Source organism: Pseudoalteromonas sp. 2CM28B, assembly GCF_023161935.1.
The window spans coordinates 182,098-204,016 of record NZ_JALNTH010000004.1 but is presented as its reverse complement, the minus strand read 5'-3'; the positions used below and the strand labels follow the sequence as shown (position 1 = coordinate 204,016).

Genomic DNA, 21,919 nt, shown 5'->3' with positions numbered 1-21,919 from the left:
AACCTCTGCCATTCTTATTTGTTAGATTCATTGTATTCACGCGTTAGTCTTGCGTGCTCACTTAAATCTGTCAGGCCAAGCTTTTCGTAGCTTTTTTCCATCATCTCAAGTGCAGGCTCTAAATAGCTGCTTTGCGAGTAATGCTCAACAACGTACTTACCACGATTAGCGGCCGCTAGGTAAGCTTCACGTTCGTAGTAGTAATTAGCCACTTTTAGCTCGTAACGCGCCATGCGGTTTAAAAGCCACACTAAGCGACGTTTAGCCTCTGGTGCGTAATCACTCTTTGGAAAGCGTTTTACAAGCGTTGATAAATCGGTAAATGCAACACGTGTACGGTTTGCATCGCGGTCAGCTCTGTCTATGCCAAAATACTCTTGGAAGGCATTTTTATCTGCTTTAATGTTAACCAAGCCACGCATGTAGTACATGTAATCTAAATCTTTGTGGTTTGGGTTTAAACGAATAAAGCGGTCAATGGTCGCTAATGCTTGCTCTGTATTACCTGATTGGTAATGGGCATACACTAAATCCATTTGTACTTGCTTTGAGAAAGGGCCAAATGGGTAGCGTGAATCAATAGCGGTTAACAGCTCAATTGCACGGGCGTATAAACCTGAGTCGAGCGTTTGTTTTGCATCTTCATACAAAGCGTGTGCAGATTTGTTAGGAACGCGTTGGATATCTTCTTGGTCAGGCGCAGAAGAACAGGCCCCTAAAGTAAGTACAGAAGCTGAAAAAACAATGGCGAATGCACGTTTCCCTATTTTATTTATCATTTTATTTGTTACCTTCGATGTCTTCGGCTAGGCCACGGCGGTAAAACCGAGTAAACTATGCGTATTATATTATGCTTTTATTAAAAGCGATTCTAACCCAGTCAGGCACAGCTTGCACTGGTAAATTGGGTAAAGTTACTAATGTCAGAACAAATTTCACTTCAAGCCGAGGTTCCTACCGAGTTAGGTGGTAAACGTCTAGACCAAGTATTAGCGCAATTGTTCCCTGATTATTCACGTTCACGTATAAAAACATGGATATTGGATGATAAAATCACCGTTGACGGTGAAATCTATAACACACCACGAGAAAAACTACTCGGTGGTGAAGTTGTAAATGTTGAAACCAGCATTGAAGCACCACGCGAATACGAAGCACAAGATATCAAATTAAACATTGTTTATGAAGATGATGATATTTTGGTTATCAACAAACCTATGGGCCTAGTCGTTCACCCAGGTGCAGGTAACCCAGATGGCACAGTGCTAAATGCATTGCTGCATCATTTTCCGGATATTATTAACGTACCGCGTGCAGGTATTGTGCACCGTCTAGATAAAGACACCACAGGCTTAATGGTGGTGGCTAAAACTATTCAGGCGCAAACACATTTAGTTAAAGCACTGCAAAAACGCGAAAACTTTACGCGTGAATACGAAGCTTTATGTAATGGTACTATGACCGCAGGTGGCATGGTTGAAAAGCCGATTGGCCGTCATCCAACGCAGCGTACACACATGGCAGTTCACGAAATGGGTAAGCCTGCTATTACACATTACCGTGTTGCTGAAAAATTCCGTGCTCATACACGTTTACGCCTTCGCCTAGAAACCGGCCGTACACACCAAATTCGTGTTCATATGGCGTATATAAACCACCCGTTAATTGGTGATAGAGCCTACGGCGGGCGTCCTCGTCCACCTAAAGGTGCTACGCCAGAGCTGTTTGAAATGTTACGTACATTTAATCGCCAAGCCTTACACGCAGTAAAATTGAGTATTGCGCACCCTATTACGGGCGAGATGATGACCTGGCAAGCGCCTATTCCAGATGACATGGTGGCAATGACTCAGGTGCTTAGAGAAGATACCAAAGCTAACCCTAACATAGAGTATTAATGGCTTTTTTGTCAGCACCTTGGCCTAATTTAACCTCGGTAGGTACGCTCAGTACCACACGAGAAGGCGGCGTGTCAAAGCCGCCTTTTAATAGCTTAAATTTAGGCCTACATGTTGATGATGATCCAGAGCATGTGCTAAAAAACCGTGCTTTGGTTGAGCAATCCCTGCCAAACCCGCCACTGTGGCTTAATCAAGTGCATAGTGGCGATGTGCTCTGCGTTGATGCAGATTTTAATTTTCAAACATTACACAGTGCTGATGCGTTGTATACAAAAGTTAAAAATCAGCCTCTTGCTATTATGAGTGCAGATTGCCTGCCTATTCTGTTTGCAAGTCATGATGGCCATGAAGTTGCAGCAGTGCATGGTGGTTGGCGCGGCCTTGAAAAAGGGATCATAAAAAATACGCTTGCCTGTTTTAGCGCGCCTAGTAAGCAAATATATGCGTGGCTTGGGCCTGCTATTGGTGCTGAGCAATTTGAAGTGGGCGCCGAGGTTGCTACGCGATTTATTGCAAAATCCTCGTTGTTTAAAGAGGCGTTTAAATTACAAAGCAATAATAAATACTTGTGCGATATTTACCTAATCGCTCGCATTGAGCTTGAGCAATTAGGCGTTATTAATATTAGCGGAGGCGATTATTGTACTGTTTCTCAGCCATCATTGTTTTTCTCTTATCGGCGAGAAGGTAAAACAGGACGTATGGCAAGTTTGATCTGGCGCAAATAAAACACTATTTCCCCACAATATTCTTCTTAACACCTTGAACAATTCTATTAACATACCCATTTATTAAGCAATTAGTTTATTAAATAGGTAAACCCTCATGCGTTTAGATAGATTCACAAGTAAATTTCAATCTGCGCTTTCAGATGCTCAGTCGCTAGCATTAGGGCGCGATCATCAATTTATTGAACCCGTACATTTAATGTATGCGCTTTTACAGCAAAATGGCTCTAGCGTGCGCGCCTTGCTTGCACAAGCAGGCGTGAGTGCAGATGAGCTCAACACCAAGCTTTCTCAAGAAATAGAAAAGCTGTTTAAAGTTGAAGGAGTAGGGGGCGACGTACAGCTTTCTAATAACATGGCTTCGCTTATTAACTTATGTGATAAATATGCGCAAAAACGTAAAGATAAGTATATTTCGAGCGAATTATTTGTATTAGCTGCCTGTGACGACAAAGGCCCTTTAGGTGATATTTTTAGAGCGCTTAATATCACTGCAACTAAAATAGAAAGTGCCATAAAAGCAATTCGCGGTGGCCAAAAGGTCGATGACCCCAACGCCGAAGAAACCCGACAAGCACTTGAAAAATACACCATTGATTTAACCGAGCGCGCAGAGCAAGGTAAGCTCGACCCCGTTATTGGGCGAGATGACGAAATCCGTCGCACGATTCAAGTTTTGCAGCGTCGTACTAAAAATAACCCCGTGCTTATTGGTGAGCCAGGGGTAGGTAAAACGGCCATTGCTGAGGGGTTAGCGCAGCGCATTATAAATGGCGAAGTGCCAGAGGGCCTAAAAAGTAAGCGTGTTTTATCGCTAGATTTAGGCGCGCTGGTGGCGGGTGCTAAATACCGTGGTGAATTTGAAGAGCGTTTAAAATCGGTGCTCAACGAGCTGGCTAAAGAAGAAGGCCAAGTGATTTTATTTATTGATGAAATTCACACCATGGTGGGCGCAGGTAAAACCGATGGCGCTATGGATGCTGGCAATATGTTAAAGCCAGCGCTTGCTAGAGGGGAGCTACACTGTGTGGGCGCCACTACGCTTGATGAATACCGCCAATACATAGAAAAAGATGCCGCACTTGAGCGTCGTTTTCAAAAAGTATTGGTTGAAGAGCCCTCAGTTGAAGACACCATTGCCATTTTACGCGGCTTAAAAGAGCGCTACGAGTTACATCACTCGGTGGATATTACTGACCCGGCAATTGTCGCCGCTGCGCATTTATCGCACCGTTATATTAGTGACCGACAATTACCAGATAAAGCCATTGATTTAATTGACGAGGCTGGCTCGTCAATTCGTTTGCAAATAGATTCTAAGCCTGAGTCTTTAGATAAGCTTGAGCGCCGTATTATTCAATTAAAACTTGAAGATAACGCTTTAGCTAAAGAAAAAGACGATGCAAGCCAAAAGCGGCGCAGCGAAATGCAGCAGCTCATTACCGACTTAGAAGCGCAATACCGAGAGCTTGATGAAGTATGGAATGCAGAAAAAGCCTCGTTACAAGGCACGCAAGTAATTAAAGCTGAGCTTGAACAAGCGCGCCTTGATTTAGAGGTTGCCCGCCGAGCAAGCGATTTACAGCGTATGTCGGAGCTGCAATACGGAAGAATTCCAGAGCTTGAGCGAAAACTTGATTTAGCCTCGCAAGCTGAAATGCAAGAAATGAGCTTACTAAAAAACCAAGTAGGCGAGGACGAAATTGCAGAAATACTTTCTCGTTGGACCGGGATCCCAGTATCGCGAATGCTGCAAGGTGAGCGAGAAAAACTGTTAAAAATGGAAGAGCAACTTCACAGTAAAGTGATAGGGCAGGACGAAGCAGTTGTTGCGGTCGCGAATGCGATACGACGCTCTCGTGCGGGGCTTGCCGATCCTAATCGACCGATAGGATCATTTTTATTTTTAGGACCCACTGGGGTGGGTAAAACAGAGCTTACTAAAGCGCTTGCAGGTTTTATGTTCGATACAGAAGATGCCATGGTGCGTATCGACATGTCAGAGTTTATGGAAAAACACGCTGTAGCACGTTTAGTGGGGGCGCCTCCCGGTTATGTTGGTTACGAAGAAGGCGGCTATTTAACCGAAGCCGTTCGCCGTAAGCCTTATTCTGTAATTTTGCTTGATGAAATAGAAAAAGCGCATCCCGATGTATTTAATATTTTATTGCAGGTACTCGATGATGGCCGCCTTACTGATGGGCAAGGGCGTACGGTTGATTTTAAAAATACGGTTATTATTATGACCTCAAATTTAGGCTCAGATATTATTCAAGAGCAAGCGGGTACAAACGACTACGCAACGCTTAAGAGCAAAGTTATGAATGTGCTCGTTAACGAATTTAGGCCAGAATTTATAAACCGTATTGATGAAACTGTCGTATTTCATCCGCTTGCCAATGAGCATATTAAAGAAATTGCCGATATTCAGCTTGTTAAATTGCGTGAGCGTTTAACAGAAATGGGCTACTTATTAGAGATCAGTGATGCGGCGCTTGAAAAAATTGCCTCTAGCGGGTTCGACCCTGTTTACGGTGCTCGGCCATTAAAACGAGCTATTCAGCAAACAATTGAAAACCCACTGGCTCAGCAGCTATTAGGGGGGGAGTACAACCCTGGTGATATTGTCGTGATAGATGCAAATGAGCAAGGCCTGATTTTTTCAAAACGCTAATACAGACGCACAATAAGCCGCTAAGCAGGCGGCTTATTGCCTTGCTTTATACTTTAAATGTATAAAGTAGGTTGTTTACTTTTTGAGAGCCGGCAACTAATTCTGCGGCATCTTTAGCAACGTCAAAACTTAAAGCTAAGTTTTCGTTACTCACCTCTTTTATATTATCTACATTATTAGCAATATCATGGCTCACCATCTGCTGCTCCTCTGCAGCCGTCGATATACTATTTGTTAGCAAAGCTATTTCACTAATTTGATTGAATATACTATCGAGCTCTTGGTGTGTTTGCTCGGTTGTTTGTACGCAGCCCTCAGCTTGTAGTTTTGTACTTTGCATTACCTTTGACCAATTAACTAATGTATCTTGTATATCTTTAATCGAGCTGTGAATTTGCCCCGTAGCACTTTGTGTACGAGATGAAAGGGCACGTACTTCATCAGCAACTACGGCAAAACCACGGCCATGCTCGGCTGCTCTTGCGGCTTCTATTGCAGCATTAAGCGCTAGTAAATTAGTTTGCTCAGCAATACCTTCTATCTCATTCATTACTTGGCCTATTTTATCTGCTTCCTGCGCGAGGTTATTAGCCGTATTGGCAGCATGATCTACGTGAGTTGCCAGCTCAGATACCATTTTTTTATTATCAGCAATATGTTGTTTTATATCCGCGCAGCTGTGCTGAGTAGAATTAACTTTGTCGGCGGTAGTTGTTGTACTATTAGAAATCTCACCAATAGTGGCGGTCATTTGCGCCATAGCAGTGGCGATTTGTGTAAGCTGTGTGCTTTGCGCCTCAATGCCTTTTTCGGTGAGCGACGATTTATCATCTAGGTTTTCAGCAATGTTATTAAAGGCATAGGTAGCATCTTTTACGCGCCCTAATACAGTTCTGAGCTTAGCAAGTAGCATTTGCTCTTTATAGTCACTCACACTTAGCGGTGAGTTATCGCAAAAAACATAGCGCGAGATAGAGTCAGAATGCTCTTTATAGGTGTTTAATTTAGCAGGGGTTGCCACTAGCTCTTGATAGTTTAAGGCCAAAATAAGCACGCAAATTAATACGTTGATAACCGCTGCTATGGTTGAAAAGGCAAACCCACTCATTATTAGCCAGCTAAATACAATGGCTAACGTAAGGATTTGGCGCAAGTGTGTGCGTTCTTTAAAATTAAAAGCGGCTTTACCGCTATTTAATTTTTCGTATAGTTTATGGGCTGTTAAAACATGTTTTTTATCTGGTTTTGTACGTACAGATTGATAGCCAACTAACTGATCACCTTCAAAGATAGGGGTTACAAATGCATCAACCCAGTAATAGCGCCCATCTTTACATCGATTTTTTACTATGGCGCGCCATGAGTGGCCGCTTTTTAGCGTACTCCACATTTCTTTAAATGCTGCTTTGGGCATATCTGGGTGGCGCACAATATTATGATTTTTACCAACGAGTTCTTGGGCACTAAAGCCTGCTACATCGCAAAATGCCTTATTTGCATACGTAATGACTCCTCGTAAATCGGTTGTGGATACCAATTGCTGAGCATCACTAAAGTGAACCTCTTCATTTATTAAGCTTTGATTATGACGCATGTTAGTTTTAACCATCCTTTTTAATTAACTTGTCATTGTATTGGGTAAACAAAAAGAGGTGAAGTAAAGGCGCTGCGCTAAATAAAATTGTCATCAAAATTGCGACTTTTTATGATCTATATCAAATACTGCGTTTAAAATGTTAAAGCTTATGAAGAGTAATCTATTAATTCAGGGTCTTTATGTTTTGGGGCGAGTTGATTTTTGGTGGCTGAATTTACAGTAGTGTGTTTGGTTTTTAGGCAAGGAGTAAGAGCAGGACGCGAAAGCTTTGTTCGGTTTTTACTTATTCTTACATGGATGTAAGTCATTAGAATAACGCAGGGCAGTTATCGAGCCCATTAGGTTACAAATATCGCGCTGCGATTGAATCGCCCTTAGTTCAAACAAATTTCAATTCACAAAGGCCAACACGCCCTAGCAAAGCGATTGTATATTAGCGTGAGCAGTGGCAAGATTAGCTTGCTGGTTGATGCTTATTGTATCAAGCGCATGCTCAACAGGGTAAATAGCTAAAAATTTTGAAAAATTATATTGTTCTTAACAATTTAATCTTGAGTATGGGCAATTAGCCCCCATAACCCTAAGATTAAGCCACGTGGCCGAGGAAGCATTTTTTGACTATACATGATTTATCTAGCGCGCTAAACGCGTTATCAGCAACACCGCATCAGCACGCAATTAAAGGGATCAAACGTGGTATTGAGCGAGAGTCGTTGCGTATTAAAGGTAATGGCGCCATTTCCACTTTAGGACATCCTAAAGGCGTAGGTAGTGCATTAACAAACGGACATATTACTACCGACTTTTCAGAGTCATTACTTGAATTTATTACCCCTGTTAGTGAATCAGCGACAGAAACCTTAGCGCAATTAAAAGACCTGCAAAAGTTTACACTTGAGCACATGGGTGATGAGCTTTTATGGCCCATCAGTATGCCATGCTTTATTGAAGATCAAGATGATATCGTACTGGCTCAATTTGGTAACTCAAATACTGCGCGTATGAAAACCCTATACCGTGAAGGATTAAAAAACCGTTACGGTAGTATGATGCAAGCGATTGCGGGTGTTCATTTTAATATTTCTTTTCCAGAAACACTTTGGCAATCTTTACACACCTTAAAGCAAAGTGAGCAAAGCCTAGAAGCATTTATTTCGGATGGTTATTTAGCGCTTATTCGTAATTTTAAACGCGAGCTTTGGTTAATTAGTTACTTGTTTGGTGCCTCACCTGCATTATGTAATTCTTTTTTACAAGGGCGCAAAACTGACCTACCGTTTAAAAAGTTAGGTAAAGGCACACTTTATTTAGAAGTAGGAACCGCGCTACGCTTGGGTGATTTAGGTTACACCAACAGTGCGCAATCTTCATTACGCGTAATGTATAACTCGCTTGATGAGTACGTTTCTGGGCTTAAAAAAGCAATCAACACGCCTTCTGACTTATACGGCGATATTGATGACTACACCACAGCAACACCTAAGCAGCTTAATAAAAATATTCTGCAAATCGAAAACGAATTTTATTCGCCGATCCGCCCTAAACGTAATGCTAAAAGTGGTGAAAAACCAACGGATGCATTATTAAGAGCAGGCATTGAATATGTTGAAATTAGAGCGCTGGATGTAAACCCGTTTAGTGAAACCGGCATTGATATAGAGCAAATTCATTTTTTAGATGTGTTTTTAACGTATTGTTTGTTAAAAGACTCTCCAGAAATGCAGTGGAAAGAGCAAGCCCGCAGCACTGAGAATTTAGATACAGTGGTTAATCAGGGGCGTCAGTTAGGTGTTATGCTTAACGACAACAACCAACAGCGTACGTTACAAAGTTGGGGGAGAGAAATTTTTGACCAACTAAGTGAAGTCGCTGAGCATATGGATAAGGCGTATGGAGTGACCTATTACAGCGAAACCATCGCACAAATGGCTACTTGGGTTGATAACCCAGCGCTGACTTTTTCAGGGCGTTATGTGCGCGAGCTAGAAAGTGCGGGTATAGATAACGGTTTATTTGCTATTCAATTGGCTAATAAATATAAGCAAAGCCATGCGCACGCCAACTACAATGTGTTTTCTAAAGAATGGCTAGAGCAACAAGTTGTACTCTCGGATAAAGCGCGAGAAGAAATAGAGAGCGCCGACACGCTAAGCTTTACTGACTTTTTAGATGAATATTTTAATGCCAAAGCACCCGCTTAAGCTTTTTTAAGCAAAAAAAACGCAGCCCAAGGTGGCTGCGTAAATATTCTTCAGGGATGAAACAATGCTATACTGCTGCATTCATATACTCAGACCCACGCTTTTTTAAAAAGTTCAGTGAGATCTTATAAAAATGAAAAAAAATGCAATTATTTTATCTTTTGCCCTCTCTTTAGCTGGGTGTGCCACTGCGCCGCCAAAGCAACCTAATGATCTTTGTAAAATTTTTGAAGAAAAGTCAGACTGGTACTTTGATGCAAAAGATGCACAAGAAAAATGGGGCTCACCTAAACATGTTCTTATGAGCATGATGTACCAAGAAAGTTCGTTTCGTCATGATGCCGCACCACCCATGGAGTATTTTTTATGGATAATTCCAACTGGGCGTGCCAGTGATGCTTACGGGTACTCACAAGCAAAAACTCCAACTTGGTCTGACTATATTCGTGAAACGGGTAACAGTGGGGCTGATAGAGATGATTTTGACGATGCAATCGACTTTATGGCATGGTTTGTTTATAAAACACATAAAGTAAATGGTATCTCTAAATGGGATGCTTACGCCCAATACTTAAATTATCACGAAGGGTGGGGCGGTTATAAGCGCGGTACCTATAAAAAGAAAAAGTGGCTAATGAGTGTTGCTAATAAAGTAAAACACCGCGCAAGCCGTTATGGTGCGCAGCTTAAACGTTGTGAAGAGGAACTTGATAAAGGCTGGTTTGAGCGACTGCTTTTTGGCTAACTACATATCTTAAAAGCAAAAAAAAGGAGCCAAGGCTCCTTTTTTTAATGCATTATTTACACTTACAACTTACGTTGATTTGGCTTAATTTTTACCTGTTTGATCATATTCTCTTTTACCTCTAACACCTCAACAGGGTAGCCGGCTATTTTAAGGCTTAAATTAGCATCTGGAATATCTTCTAGGTATTCTACAATTAAACCGCTGAGTGTTTTAGGGCCATCAAGAGGAAACTCCCAGCCCATCTCTTTGTTTAAGTCGCGCACGTTAGCGCCGCCATCAACAAGGTAAGAGCCATCGCTTTGTGTGGTCACTTCTTCACTTGGCGTACGTGTTTGCGTGGTAGTAAAATCGCCAACCACTTCTTCAAGAATATCCTCAAGGGTTACGAGACCTTGTATGTCGCCATATTCATCAACCACTATACCAATACGTTCTTTTGATTGTTGGAACTTTAATAGCTGGGTATTTAGGGACGTCCCCTCAGGAATAAAGTAAATCTCACGTACAGCACGCAATAATGACGGTTTATCAAATTGCTCTTTGGTTAAAAGACGAAGAGCGTCACGCGAATGGATAAAACCTACCGCGTCATCAATATTGTCGCGATAAAGTAATACACGGGTGTGCTGAGCATGAGTTAATTGGCGGCTAATGAGCTTCCAATCGTCATTAATATCAATCGCCACTATTTCGTTACGAGGGATCATAATATCTTCAACGGTCACTTGCTCTAAGTCTAAAATAGAGGTCAGCATGCTTTGGTGACGAGCTGGCAGTAATGCGCCTGACTCATTCACCACTGTTTTAAGCTCTTCTTTACTCATGCTGTGCTCATCTATTTGTGCTGAGCTGATACCAAATAGACGTAAAATACCGTTGGTCATCCAGTTAACAACAACCACAAACGGGAATAGTATTTTGAGTAATCCTTTGAGAATTATAGAGCTTGGAAAGGCTACTTTTTCAGGGTACAACGCAGCAAGCGTTTTTGGGGTTACTTCTGCAAATATTAGTACCACTAGCGTTAACACTCCGGTTGCAATACCAATACCTAAATCACCGTATAAACGAATACCAATGATAGTAGCTACCTGGGCAGCAGCGATATTTACAAGGTTGTTACCAATTAATATTAGGCCAATGAGTCTATCAGGACGGCTAAGTAATTTACTGACTCGTTTAGCTGCGCGATGTTCCTCTTTTGCAAGGTGGCGCAAGCGTATACGATTAATTGACATGATCCCGGTTTCTGAACCCGAGAAATAAGCAGAAAAAAGCACCAATAAACCTAAAATGATAAACAAGGTACTTGTCGATATGTCGTCCAACGATGGATCCTTTTTTTATAAACCAATGCGTATTAAGCTAGAGTGAGCTGACAGAGTCAAGTTAAAACTTATTTAACACCACTTCTTGTATAAAACGGCTGCCAAAATAAGCAAGTGTGAGGATAAATGCAGCGACCATGATGGTAATAACCACAGGTTTTCCACGCCAGCCTTTTTTCATATGCCCAAGCGCCACAGTTACAAAAATAACCCATGCGACAAGCGATAAAATGGTTTTATGGATAAATTCTTTTGCAAACATCCCATCCAAAAACACAAACCCCGTTAATAAGGCAAAGGTAAGTAACACCGTACCTAAGTTTAATAGTTGATAGAGCTGACGTTCTACCACCATTAATGGTGGCAAATGACTATGCACAATTGCTAAATCTTTACGTTTTAAGCGTTTATCAATAAAGTAAAACTGCACGCCGTATAAAGTGGCAATAATTAACACGCAATATGCTAACAGTGATAGCGATATATGTGTGATAAGGCCTATTTCAATATTAAAGCTTTGTAATAAAATATGGTGCGGTATAAACAAACTTGCAATGGTGAGTAGGGCTGCAAAGCCATAGACAACCGGTAACAGCAATGTAGCAGGGAACTTTAACGACACCGCAGTAACCGACACCACAATAACCCAGCAGGTCAGCAGTGCAACATTAACAATACTTAAATCTTGCCCGTCGGAGCGAAACACCGAATTAACCAACAGCAGCATGTGCGCTAGTATAGCCACGGTACTTAAAATAACCGTTACCTTTTGGCTAGGACCTTGTTGATGAAACAGGCGTGTTAACACGTGAGACGTTGCTAACACATAAAATAAACTGGCAATAATAGTTAAACTAATAATCAGCATTGTGCTTGGGCCACTTATAATTAGAGTCAAATAATTCTTGTTGTTATAAGCACATTGTATTTTATAGCAAAGCAATTGCATAGACCTAAAAAAAGAAACTCAATAAGCTGTGCTTCAATACTGTATTGTGCGCCATCATTTACGGTATACTGTTTTTAATTGAAATTTAATACTATTGCTCCCATCTAATAAGTAAAATGCAAATAAGCGTGAGCTTATTGGGTCAATATAAACGTCTTATCGGAACCGTTACATGTTTGAGAACCTCCAAGAACGATTAGGTAAAACCTTAAAAAATATTAGTGGCCGCGGCCGTTTAACAGAAGACAACATTAAAGACACGCTACGTGAAGTACGTATGGCGTTTTTAGAAGCTGATGTTGCGTTGCCTGTTGTTCGCGAGTTTGTAAAGCAAGTTAAAGAACGTGCCGTAGGTGTTGAAGTAACTAAAAGCTTAAGCCCTGGCCAAGTATTTATAAAAATAGTGCGCGAAGAGCTTGAAAAAGCGATGGGTGAAGCCAACGAAGAGCTTAGCCTAAATGCACAGCCGCCAGCTGTTGTTATGATGGCTGGTTTGCAAGGTGCGGGTAAAACAACCAGTGTTGGTAAGCTTGCTAAGTTTTTAAAAGAGCGTAAGAAAAAGTCAGTGCTAGTTGTTAGTGCCGATGTATACCGTCCGGCGGCTATTAAACAGCTTGAAACACTTGCCAGCGAAGTTGACGTGGATTTTTTCCCAAGTGATATTTCGCAAAAGCCAGTAGATATCGCCACCGCTGCTATTTCTCATGCTAAAAAGAAATTTATAGACGTTGTTTTAGTTGATACCGCCGGCCGTTTGCACGTAGATAACGAAATGATGGGCGAAATTAAAGACCTTCATAAAGCAATCAACCCAATCGAAACATTATTTGTGGTTGATGCAATGACGGGTCAAGATGCGGCGAATACCGCTAAAGCATTTGATGAAGCGCTACCTCTAACCGGTGTTATTTTAACTAAAACAGATGGTGATGCACGCGGTGGTGCTGCTTTATCTATTCGTCATATTACCGGCAAGCCAATTAAATTTATGGGTGTGGGTGAGCGTACAGATGCACTAGAGCCTTTCCATCCCGATCGTATCGCATCGCGTATTTTAGGCATGGGGGATGTACTTTCATTAATCGAAGAAGTCGAAATGAAAGTCGATAAGGAAAAAGCAGCTAAAGTCGCTGAAAAAGTATTTAAAGGCAACGGCTTTACCCTTGATGATTTTGCAGAGCAATTAAAGCAAATGAAAAATATGGGTGGCATGATGTCGATGCTAGATAAGCTGCCTGGTATGCAAAACTTACCCGATGCTGTAAAAGGCCAAATGGGTGACAAAACCTTCATTCAAATGGAAGCAATCATCAGCTCTATGACCAAACAAGAGCGTGCGCGTCCTGAGATTATTAAAGGCTCTCGTAAAAAACGTATAGCCGCAGGCTCTGGTACACAGGTACAAGAGATAAATAAACTGCTAAAACAGTTTACGCAAATGCAAAAAATGATGAAAAAAATGAAAGGTAAAGGCGGCATGCAAAAAATGATGCGCGGCATGAAAGGCATGTTACCACCTGGAATGATGGGTGGCGGTGGCCCTAAATTTTAATGTAGCGCTTAAATAGCCGCTATATAATGTATAACAAAAGGGCTAATTGGCCCTTTTTTGTTGAATAAATTATGCGCGTGGTGCATGATAATCTATTAATTGTGGCTCAGATCACAGTTTAACCTACTAAAGTGGCTTTTTGCTTCACTTCTTACTTGCATTGTTGCTAAAAACTCGTACAATTCCCCAGCTCCCCATACTGGGGAGTAAATCTTATTAATGAAAACAGTCAATCTATTTAGAGGACGGTATGGTAACTATTCGTTTGCAACGTGGTGGCGCTAAAAAACGCCCTTTCTATCAAATTGTGGTTGCGGATAGCCGTTTCTCGCGTGACGGTCGCTTCATCGAGAAAATTGGTTTCTTTAACCCAATTGCTTCAGGTCAAGAAGAAAAACTTCGTTTAGATTTACCTCGTGTTGATCACTGGGTAGGTCAGGGCGCAGGTCTTTCTGATCGTGTAGCTAAGTTAGTTAAAGACGCTCGTAAAGCGGCTTAATAGGCGTAAGTGTAACCATGAGTCAAGAGAACACCTCATCAATTATTGTCGTAGGAAAGCTCGGTGCCCCATATGGTATAAAGGGCTGGCTTAAGGTACATTCATTTACTGATGATCCCCAAGGGATCTTCGATTTCAGCCCGTGGTTGATAGGGCAACAAGGTAAATGGCAGACCTTAGAAGTGGTCGACTGGCGTCGCCACAACAAAGGCTTTATCGCTAAAATTGCGCAAGTAAACGACAGAGACGAAGCAATGGCTTATACCCATGCAGAAATATCTGTTGATTCAGCGCAATTACCAGAACTCCCGCAAGGCGAGTTTTATTGGCGAGATCTCATTGGCATGTCGGTTGTAACTGATAAAGGTTACAATTTAGGCACTGTTGATGACCTGATGGAGACAGGATCGAATGACGTACTGGTTGTTAAGGCAAACAGTAAAGATGCATTTGGTCAAGCTGAGCGTTTGATTCCTTTTTTAACTGATTCAGTAATTAAAGAAGTTAAATACGAAGCGAGAGAAATTACCGTAGACTGGGATCCTGGGTTTTAATGACTCAAACTAGTTCATTATGGGTAGGGGTGATAAGCCTTTTCCCAGACATGTTTGATGCTATTACACACCAAGGTGTCACTGGTCGCGCAGTGAAAAATGGCTTAATTGACTTTAACTGCTGGAATCCACGTGACTATGCTTTAGATAAGCACAGAACCGTAGATGACCGTCCTTACGGGGGCGGCCCAGGTATGTTAATGATGGTTGAACCATTAAAACAAGCCATTCTTGAAGCTAAAAAAGCGGCAGGTGATGGCGCAAAAGTAATTTATATGTCCCCGCAAGGGCGCAAATTAGATCAGCAAGGGGCTAGCGAACTCGCAAACTCTGAAAAGCTGATTTTGATTGCCGGTCGCTATGAAGGTATAGACGAGAGAATAATAGAGTCATACGTTGACGAAGAATGGTCAATTGGTGATTTTATTTTGAGTGGTGGTGAATTACCTGCCATGACATTAATTGATGCAGTAGCGCGATTAGTGCCAGGCGTGTTAGGTCATAACCAGTCAGCAGAGCAAGACTCATTTTCGGATGGCTTGCTAGATTGTCCTCACTATACACGGCCAGAAACATTGGACGACAAACAGGTGCCTGCTGTACTACTCAGTGGAAACCACCAAGAGATAGCAAAATGGCGGCTTAAGCAGTCATTAGGCAGAACTTGGCTACGACGTCCTGACTTGTTGCATAACCTAGCTCTGACTGAGGAGCAAGCGGTATTACTCGCACAATTTCAGCAAGAGTACCAAAAAGCTTGTGGCTAGAAGACAGTTACACCTAGGAAAGTGAGAAACATAATGGCAAAAGTAAACCAAAATATTATTAAAGCGCTTGAAGAAGAGCAGCTTAAAACAGACGTACCAGCATTCGGCGCTGGTGATACAGTAGTTGTACAGGTACGTGTAAAAGAAGGTAACAAAGAGCGTCTACAGGCCTTTGAAGGTGTTGTAATCGCTAAGCGTAATCGTGGTCTTCACTCAGCATTCACAGTTCGTAAAATTTCGAGCGGTGAAGGTGTTGAGCGTGTATTCCAAACGCACAGCCCTCTTATTGATAGCGTAACAGTTAAGCGTCGCGGTGCGGTTCGTCGTGCTAAGCTTTACTACCTACGTGAGCGTTCTGGTAAATCTGCACGTATTAGAGAAAAACTTAACTAATACGCGCTGTTTATCAACGCAAAGAAAACGGGTTGCAGCCTCACGGTTGCAACCCGTTTTGGTTTTTAAGCATTAAATAACATACTACCTCTTCACAAAAGCATCCCTCTGTATTAAGTAATCTTCACTCTCGTTGTTACATTAGCCTTTTAACCCATACTTGATCCTGTTAGTATTTAACGTATTGATTAGTTTACTTAAATGTAAATATATATTTACGAAATGAGTTGTTTATAGGTGGAATGAGAAACGTGGCTGAATTAAGTGATTTATCACAATTACGAGATGGCATAGATGAGTGCGATGCGCAATTAGTTGCTTTACTTGCAAAGCGAAATGCAATAACCCAAAAAATTGGTGCTATTAAGCAGCAAAATGGCGCCCCCCTGCATGCCCCTGAAAGAGAAGCTACTTTGCTAGCGGCTCGTCGTGATGAAGCGATTAAACAAGGAGTCAGCCCTGAACTTGTTGAAGACATATTAAGGCGCATGATGCGCGAAGCCTATCAAAACCAACAAGCTAAACTTGCCTGTGCAGCCCCTGATTTATCACCTATTGTAATTGTAGGTGGGCAAGGGGCAATGGGCCAGTTATTTGCTCAGCAGTTTATTCGTTCAGGTTATGAAGTTAAGATTTTAGATAAAGATCAGCAAAACGATGCTAAAGCCATTTTAACTGGCGCAAAATTAGTGATGATCAGTGTGCCTATCAATGCACTTGAGGCCGTTGTTGCTAAGCTACCTAAACTTGATGATGACTGTTTGCTTGTTGATATTACCTCAGTTAAGCAATCACCCATTAAGGCATTAAAGGCGGCGCACTCTGGGCCCGTTGTTGGCCTGCACCCTATGTTTGGCCCTGATATTTCTCACTGGGTTAAACAAACCGTTGTTGTGTGTGAAGGCCGAGCGCATGATGCTGCAAAAGGCTTACTACAGCAGTTGCAAGTATGGGGTTGCCAACTTGTAGAGCTAGATGCTAAAAAGCATGATGAAGCAATGCAAATAATACAAGTAATGCGCCACTTAACGACCTTTGTTTATGGGCAGTTTTTAGCAAAGCAAAGCCATACGCTTGAGGAACTAAGAAGCTGCTCGTCTCCTATTTATCAGTTAGAGCTGATGATGGTAGGGCGCTTATTTGCACAATCTCCTGAGCTATACTCAGATATAATGTTGGCCCAGTTTGATAATGTTGAGAGTTTATTAGCGCAATACCAAGAGACCTTTGCACAAACTCTTGAAAAGCTAAAAGCGGGAGATAAAGGCGCACTCATCGATGCATTTGCTGATGCTAAAGCGTATTTTTCAGATTCTACCGCGCACTTTTTAACGCAAAGCCGTAGCCTGCTAAATAAAGCAAATGACGCCAAGGTATTAGATTAAAAGGGTTAAAAATGTGTAGTTACTTAAGCTATACGTTGAAAGCATTTTAAATGAGCGATTAAAAAAGGGCCTACTTAGGCCCTTTTTAGTATTTGCGTGTTAGGTTAGGTATTTACACTCACAGCTTGTAAAGACTCACTTTGATAACAGCCTAAAACGCGCACATATTGAGTATGCTCTTTTAGCTCCTCTAAGGCATGTTGTACTTGGCTATCGGCAAGGTTTGCTTCTAAGTCCACATAAAACACTTCTTCCCACGGGTTACCCGGTACAGGACGAGACTCTAGTTTAACTAAGTTTATTTGATGTTGCTTAAACACCATTAACGCATCAGCCAATGAACCTGCTTGTTGTTTAGTGGCCATAATAAGGCTGGTTTTAGTCGGTATTTGTTTAGATACCTGCAGAGGTTTGCGCGCCACAACGATAAAGCGGCTGTGGTTTTCACTTTGATTCGCAAGGTTTGATTTAATCACTTCAAGGCCAACGTTTTTACCTGCCTGCGCTGAGCCAATAGCCGCACTATTTGGCGTATTTAAAGCTGACTGTAGAGCACTTGAGGTTGAATCACAGGTTTCATGTTGTAAATCACCGAGGCCTTGTAAAAAGCGACTACATTGAGCAAATGGCTGAGGATGGGCATAAATTTTAGTTAATTGGCTTAATTCGGTATCTGGCGTGGCAAGTAAGCAGTGCTCTACACTGTGTGTAACTTCACCTACAATTGATACTTGAGCATGCTGTAATAAATCAAATACTTCGTTAATACTGCCCGAGCTGGTGTTTTCTATAGGCAGCAAACCAAAATCCGCTTGGCCATTTTCTACTTTGCCCGTAATTTCATCAAACGAGGTACAGCCAATTTCGACTAACTTACCAGGGCGGCGGCTAAAGTATTTATGACACGCTAGCTGACTGTACGTGCCTTGCCCGCCTAAATAAGTAACGCGATGTGTTTCGCTTAATGCATCGGGGTTTAAGTTTTTTTGCAGCATGGCTTGCTGATGCAGCACAGAGTCTTCCAAAATGGTTTGAAAAACGTTATTTACATAATACGCATCTAGACCAAGCGACTTGCCATAACCAATCAGCTTTTCGAGTAAGGCTAGTTCGCGCGCTTCATCACGAATCGGTTTGTTATTCGCAATTTTATACTCAACAACACCATGGCTAATACGGCGGCGCTTAGCTAATAACACCAATAGATCGGAGTCTATTTCGTTAATATCGTGTCTGAGCGCGTTTAAAACATCGTTGGTCATTTTGGTTTCCTCATTCCAAAAATAAGTTGCTTAGTGCAACTAAAACAAAAAAGCCTCCCAAGTGGGAGGCTTTGCTATTCGATTGATTTTATCTCACAAACAGTTCAGCCTCTTTTATATAAAGAAGCTAAAAAAAGAAAAAAAAGTGCAAGATAAGATAATTTTCATGCTGTTAATGTATGAGGTGTTACTAGCAAAGTCAACAAGCAAGCCAGTTTAAATAGACATAATGAATAATTATCAGCTCCTAGCTAACATTTAGATAAAATTTACAAATAGTTTATAAATATGAATAGGGATCTGGTATATTTCAGGTATTAGCTAAAAATAACAACAACTAAAATAGTAAGGTTGGCCTGTGGTGTATAGACGCCCTCCATCGCGTTTTGGACTAAATTCTTTAAGTGTAAAGCTGTCGTTGCTTATATCTGCAATTTGTTTAATTGCCGGTGTGTGCGCTGCCGCGCTGATGCTTAAATCTGAAGAAAAACAATTAGTTTTCGAAGAGCATGAAGTACTTAAAAGCTCCACCGAATTACTTATCAGGCAATTTGACGCACTAATCAAAACAAAATCAGTCGTTGCCAAACAGGCTAATAATGTTGTGTCGGAGCAGCTATTTAGTGATAGTTCAGCAATCAATTTATCTAACAAAACCCAGTTACAATTTAATAGCGACGGCACTATACGCAGTGCATCGAGCGACGGCCTTTCAGCCGCATTTCTTCCTCAGCAGCATTATTCTCCTTTTTATAAGCGTTTATTTAATAACTCAGAGTCGTTATGGAAAGTCATTTCACCAACCTTAATTCACGACTTTTTTAATTTTTATATGATCACCAAAGACGATTTCATCCGTGTCTCGCCTCCCAATTGGGCGTTAAACGCACCGGCTGAACTCAGAGGCTCTAATGGTGCAACATTTAAGTATGTACAAAGTGATTTAAACCCCAGCAGAGAACCCGTTTGGTCTAAGGTTTATTACGATAAAGTATGGCATAAATGGGTTATTAGTTTGCTTGTCCCCTTGTATGTTGATAATGAATTTTTAGGCGTGACCGGCAGCGATATAGATTTAAACACGCTGATTTCATTTTTACCTGTGGGCGATAAAGAAAAACATTTACTGGTATTTGATAAAAAAGGCCAGCTGCTTGCGCACCCGAGTCTTAACCCGGCGCTACAAGCAAGTTATGGCAGCAAAGATAAAACAATAACAACAAACGAATTTGTTAATCCGCAATTGCAAGCCATTATAAATGAAGCAATTACCATGAAATTACCAGAGTATGCTAATTCGTTTGTACAAAACGATGAAGCACACATTATTAATATTCGTAAAATTGATAAATTAGACTGGTATATTGGGGTTTATAAAAAACGCTCATCAACGCTCTCTGCTCTGCAAGATTTAAAACTGAAGTTTTTTGGCTTGTTTGTGCTTTATGCGGTCTTGGTTGCCTTATTGTTACACCAAGCGCTGTATCAGCTAGTGCTTCGCAGAATTCACACATTAGTACATGCAGTTACTGGCTTTGGTAAAGGGCAATTACTAACCGAATTCCCGCCAGAGAACAAAGACGAAATAGGCACGCTAAACGGCTCATTTAGAGATATGACCGTAGAAATTCGTAAGCTTATAGATGGGTTAAACCAGCGAATTACAGAAAAAGAAATTGCCGAGAAAGCCGCTAATAGGCTCTCTAAAGCCGTTGCCTTCTCAGGAACCGGTGTGGTGATCACCGATGAAAACTTTGTTATAGAATACGTTAACCCCAAAATGCTTGAGATGACAGGCTACCCAGAGAGCCACTTTAACCGCGCGCCGCTGTTGAATATTATCGCATCTGAGATGGCCATTTTGGTTGAAGATATCAATATCGACCTTCGCAGTAGAAACTACTGGCGTGGTGATACCTTGATTCAGGGCAATGATAAACAGCCTATTTGGGTATCGTTAAGTGTTTCTCCTATTCGCGAAGACGGCGGTGAGATCACCAGTTATGTAGCCTCCGCACAAGATATTTCGTTTGTTAAAGAAAGCCAGCGCAAAATGGAGCAGCTTGCGTACTTTGACACGTTAACGGGCTTAGCAAACCGAACCTTTTTTAGAATGCAGCTGCGTAAATCAATGGCTTTGGCTGAGCGCGGCCATTATGCGTTTGCACTTTTTTACTTTGATTTAGATGAATTTAAACGCATTAACGATACGTTAGGCCACGATGCAGGCGATCAGCTACTAATTGAAGTTGCTAACCGCCTTAAAACACGCTTACGCGCCGAAGATACAATTGCCCGCCTAGGGGGCGACGAATTTGCTGTATTACTCAGTGGTATTGAAAGCCAAGAGCATGCCAGTGATGTCGCAAATACTATTCAAAAAACACTTAATGTGCCTATAAAGCTTGGCAATAACGAAGTAATAGTCAGCGCCAGTATCGGTATTACAATGGCCCCTTACGATAGCCTAGAAGAAGATCAGCTTTTAAAACATGCTGATTTAGCAATGTATGAGGCAAAAGCAAAAGGGCGTAATACTTACCACTTTTATAGCCAAGAGCTTAACGCGGCTGCCAATGAAAGGCTGTTCATTGAAAACGAATTACGCCATGCAATTAAAGAAAAACAGTTTGAGGTTTATTATCAGCCGCAAATAAACTCATTAACTCAGCACGTTGTAGGCTATGAAGCGCTACTACGCTGGTTCCACCCTGTAGAAGGGCTTATATCGCCGACCAAGTTTATTCCTATTGCTGAGGCAACAGGACTCATTGTTGAACTCGGTGAGTGGGTATTACAGCAATCGTGCGATTTTGCGGTGCGTTTAGCGCAAGATGGACGAGATAACAACGTATCTATTAATTTATCGGCACGTCAGTTTAAAGACGCTAATTTAGTGCCCATGCTCAGCAGTATTATTAAACAAACCGGGGTAAGTGCTAAGCGGTTACACTTGGAGCTTACCGAAAGTATGCTAATGGGCAATGTTGAAGCTGCCATTACGCAGTTACACGAACTAAAAGCACTGGGTATTTCAATATCGATTGATGATTTTGGTACTGGCTATTCGTCGCTAAGTTACTTAAAACGATTCCCGGTCGACATATTAAAAATTGACCGCTCGTTTGTAAAAGATATCCCTGCAGATTCTAATGACATGGAAATTACCGCCGCTATTATAGCCATGGCGCAAAAGCTTAAATTAGACGTAGTTGCAGAAGGGGTTGAAACGATTGAACAAGTAGAGTTTTTGCAAAATAATAATTGTTATATTGTGCAAGGGTTTTATTACTGCAAACCGATTGCTGAGAGCGAACTGCCAGCGTTATACAAAAAATTAAACGATGCGCCTAACCTTGCTAGTAGCAAATAAAAGGTTGC

The 21,919-nt window shown here is 41.6% G+C and carries 17 protein-coding genes; 12 read left to right on the top strand and 5 right to left on the bottom strand.

Annotated features, from left to right (window positions below; all coding sequences use genetic code 11):
* Positions 1–14 precede the first annotated feature (14 nt).
* Positions 15–779, bottom strand: a complete 765-nt coding sequence (locus MTN96_RS07665) for an outer membrane protein assembly factor BamD (protein ID WP_024031852.1) — start codon at positions 777–779, stop codon at positions 15–17.
* A gap of 141 nt (positions 780–920) precedes the next feature.
* Here MTN96_RS07665 and rluD point away from each other — a divergent pair, with 141 nt between their 5' ends.
* From rluD to clpB, 3 genes are all read left to right on the top strand, one after another.
* A complete protein-coding gene (gene rluD, locus MTN96_RS07660; RefSeq protein WP_004587336.1) occupies positions 921–1,898 on the top strand; it encodes a 23S rRNA pseudouridine(1911/1915/1917) synthase RluD in 978 nt (325 codons plus the stop codon).
* Positions 1,898–2,629 (top strand): peptidoglycan editing factor PgeF, encoded by a 732-nt coding sequence (gene pgeF, locus MTN96_RS07655; protein WP_055253021.1) that lies wholly within the window; start codon positions 1,898–1,900, stop codon positions 2,627–2,629. The genes rluD and pgeF overlap by 1 nt, the downstream gene beginning before the upstream one ends.
* Positions 2,630–2,726: 97 nt before the next feature.
* Entirely contained in the window at positions 2,727–5,303 is a 2,577-nt protein-coding gene (gene clpB / locus MTN96_RS07650; protein WP_004587334.1) for an ATP-dependent chaperone ClpB, read from the top strand.
* A 46-nt stretch (positions 5,304–5,349) separates the two neighbouring features.
* Here clpB and MTN96_RS07645 read toward each other — a convergent pair whose 3' ends face one another.
* On the bottom strand, positions 5,350–6,897 hold the full coding sequence (locus MTN96_RS07645) for a methyl-accepting chemotaxis protein (RefSeq protein ID WP_248531123.1): 1,548 nt from the start codon (positions 6,895–6,897) through the stop codon (positions 5,350–5,352).
* Positions 6,898–7,514: 617 nt separating this feature from the next.
* Here MTN96_RS07645 and gshA point away from each other — a divergent pair.
* The gene (gshA, locus tag MTN96_RS07640) at positions 7,515–9,101 is read left to right on the top strand and encodes a glutamate--cysteine ligase (RefSeq protein WP_248531122.1); all 1,587 of its coding nucleotides are present in this window, start codon (positions 7,515–7,517) and stop codon (positions 9,099–9,101) included.
* A gap of 133 nt (positions 9,102–9,234) precedes the next feature.
* Positions 9,235–9,846, top strand: a complete 612-nt coding sequence (locus MTN96_RS07635) for a transglycosylase SLT domain-containing protein (RefSeq protein ID WP_024031857.1) — start codon at positions 9,235–9,237, stop codon at positions 9,844–9,846.
* Between the two features lie 62 nt (positions 9,847–9,908).
* Here MTN96_RS07635 and MTN96_RS07630 read toward each other — a convergent pair whose 3' ends face one another.
* Complete coding sequence (locus MTN96_RS07630) at positions 9,909–11,177, bottom strand: HlyC/CorC family transporter (protein ID WP_004587330.1); 1,269 nt, start codon at positions 11,175–11,177, stop codon at positions 9,909–9,911.
* A gap of 61 nt (positions 11,178–11,238) precedes the next feature.
* A complete protein-coding gene (locus tag MTN96_RS07625; RefSeq protein ID WP_024031858.1) occupies positions 11,239–12,045 on the bottom strand; it encodes an inner membrane protein YpjD in 807 nt (268 codons plus the stop codon).
* A 253-nt stretch (positions 12,046–12,298) separates the two neighbouring features.
* Between MTN96_RS07625 and ffh the strand changes: the two genes are divergently transcribed.
* From ffh to tyrA, 6 genes are all read left to right on the top strand, one after another.
* The gene (gene ffh, locus MTN96_RS07620; protein WP_024031859.1) at positions 12,299–13,678 is read left to right on the top strand and encodes a signal recognition particle protein; all 1,380 of its coding nucleotides are present in this window, start codon (positions 12,299–12,301) and stop codon (positions 13,676–13,678) included.
* A gap of 250 nt (positions 13,679–13,928) precedes the next feature.
* Entirely contained in the window at positions 13,929–14,177 is a 249-nt protein-coding gene (gene rpsP / locus MTN96_RS07615) for a 30S ribosomal protein S16 (protein ID WP_004587327.1), read from the top strand.
* A gap of 17 nt (positions 14,178–14,194) precedes the next feature.
* On the top strand, positions 14,195–14,731 hold the full coding sequence (rimM, locus tag MTN96_RS07610; RefSeq protein WP_004587326.1) for a ribosome maturation factor RimM: 537 nt from the start codon (positions 14,195–14,197) through the stop codon (positions 14,729–14,731).
* Positions 14,731–15,498, top strand: a complete 768-nt coding sequence (trmD, locus tag MTN96_RS07605; protein ID WP_248531121.1) for a tRNA (guanosine(37)-N1)-methyltransferase TrmD — start codon at positions 14,731–14,733, stop codon at positions 15,496–15,498. Before rimM ends, trmD begins: the two co-directional genes overlap by 1 nt.
* Before the next feature lie 33 nt (positions 15,499–15,531).
* Positions 15,532–15,891: a 50S ribosomal protein L19 gene (gene rplS, locus MTN96_RS07600; protein ID WP_004587324.1), complete on the top strand. Its 360-nt coding sequence runs from the start codon at positions 15,532–15,534 to the stop codon at positions 15,889–15,891.
* Positions 15,892–16,142: 251 nt separating this feature from the next.
* Complete coding sequence (gene tyrA / locus MTN96_RS07595) at positions 16,143–17,276, top strand: bifunctional chorismate mutase/prephenate dehydrogenase (RefSeq protein WP_248531120.1); 1,134 nt, start codon at positions 16,143–16,145, stop codon at positions 17,274–17,276.
* A gap of 104 nt (positions 17,277–17,380) precedes the next feature.
* Here the strand turns inward: tyrA and MTN96_RS07590 are convergent, their stop codons facing one another.
* Positions 17,381–18,538: a chorismate mutase gene (locus MTN96_RS07590; protein ID WP_055253024.1), complete on the bottom strand. Its 1,158-nt coding sequence runs from the start codon at positions 18,536–18,538 to the stop codon at positions 17,381–17,383.
* 358 nt (positions 18,539–18,896) lie between these two features.
* On the opposite strand from MTN96_RS07590, the gene MTN96_RS07585 reads away from it, so the two are divergent.
* Positions 18,897–21,911: an EAL domain-containing protein gene (locus MTN96_RS07585; RefSeq protein WP_248531119.1), complete on the top strand. Its 3,015-nt coding sequence runs from the start codon at positions 18,897–18,899 to the stop codon at positions 21,909–21,911.
* The last annotated feature ends 8 nt before the right edge of the window (positions 21,912–21,919 follow it).

Coding starts and splice junctions, on each gene's coding strand:
- clpB (WP_004587334.1), top strand. CDS start 2,727: ATGCGTTTAGATAGATTCACAAGTAAATTTCAATCTGCGCTTTCAGAT.
- MTN96_RS07635 (WP_024031857.1), top strand. CDS start 9,235: ATGAAAAAAAATGCAATTATTTTATCTTTTGCCCTCTCTTTAGCTGGG.
- MTN96_RS07625 (WP_024031858.1), bottom strand. CDS start 12,045: ATGCTGATTATTAGTTTAACTATTATTGCCAGTTTATTTTATGTGTTA.
- trmD (WP_248531121.1), top strand. CDS start 14,731: ATGACTCAAACTAGTTCATTATGGGTAGGGGTGATAAGCCTTTTCCCA.
- MTN96_RS07590 (WP_055253024.1), bottom strand. CDS start 18,538: ATGACCAACGATGTTTTAAACGCGCTCAGACACGATATTAACGAAATA.
- rplS (WP_004587324.1), top strand. CDS start 15,532: ATGGCAAAAGTAAACCAAAATATTATTAAAGCGCTTGAAGAAGAGCAG.
- rimM (WP_004587326.1), top strand. CDS start 14,195: ATGAGTCAAGAGAACACCTCATCAATTATTGTCGTAGGAAAGCTCGGT.
- ffh (WP_024031859.1), top strand. CDS start 12,299: ATGTTTGAGAACCTCCAAGAACGATTAGGTAAAACCTTAAAAAATATT.
- rluD (WP_004587336.1), top strand. CDS start 921: ATGTCAGAACAAATTTCACTTCAAGCCGAGGTTCCTACCGAGTTAGGT.
- MTN96_RS07665 (WP_024031852.1), bottom strand. CDS start 779: ATGATAAATAAAATAGGGAAACGTGCATTCGCCATTGTTTTTTCAGCT.
- rpsP (WP_004587327.1), top strand. CDS start 13,929: ATGGTAACTATTCGTTTGCAACGTGGTGGCGCTAAAAAACGCCCTTTC.
- pgeF (WP_055253021.1), top strand. CDS start 1,898: ATGGCTTTTTTGTCAGCACCTTGGCCTAATTTAACCTCGGTAGGTACG.
- MTN96_RS07645 (WP_248531123.1), bottom strand. CDS start 6,897: ATGCGTCATAATCAAAGCTTAATAAATGAAGAGGTTCACTTTAGTGAT.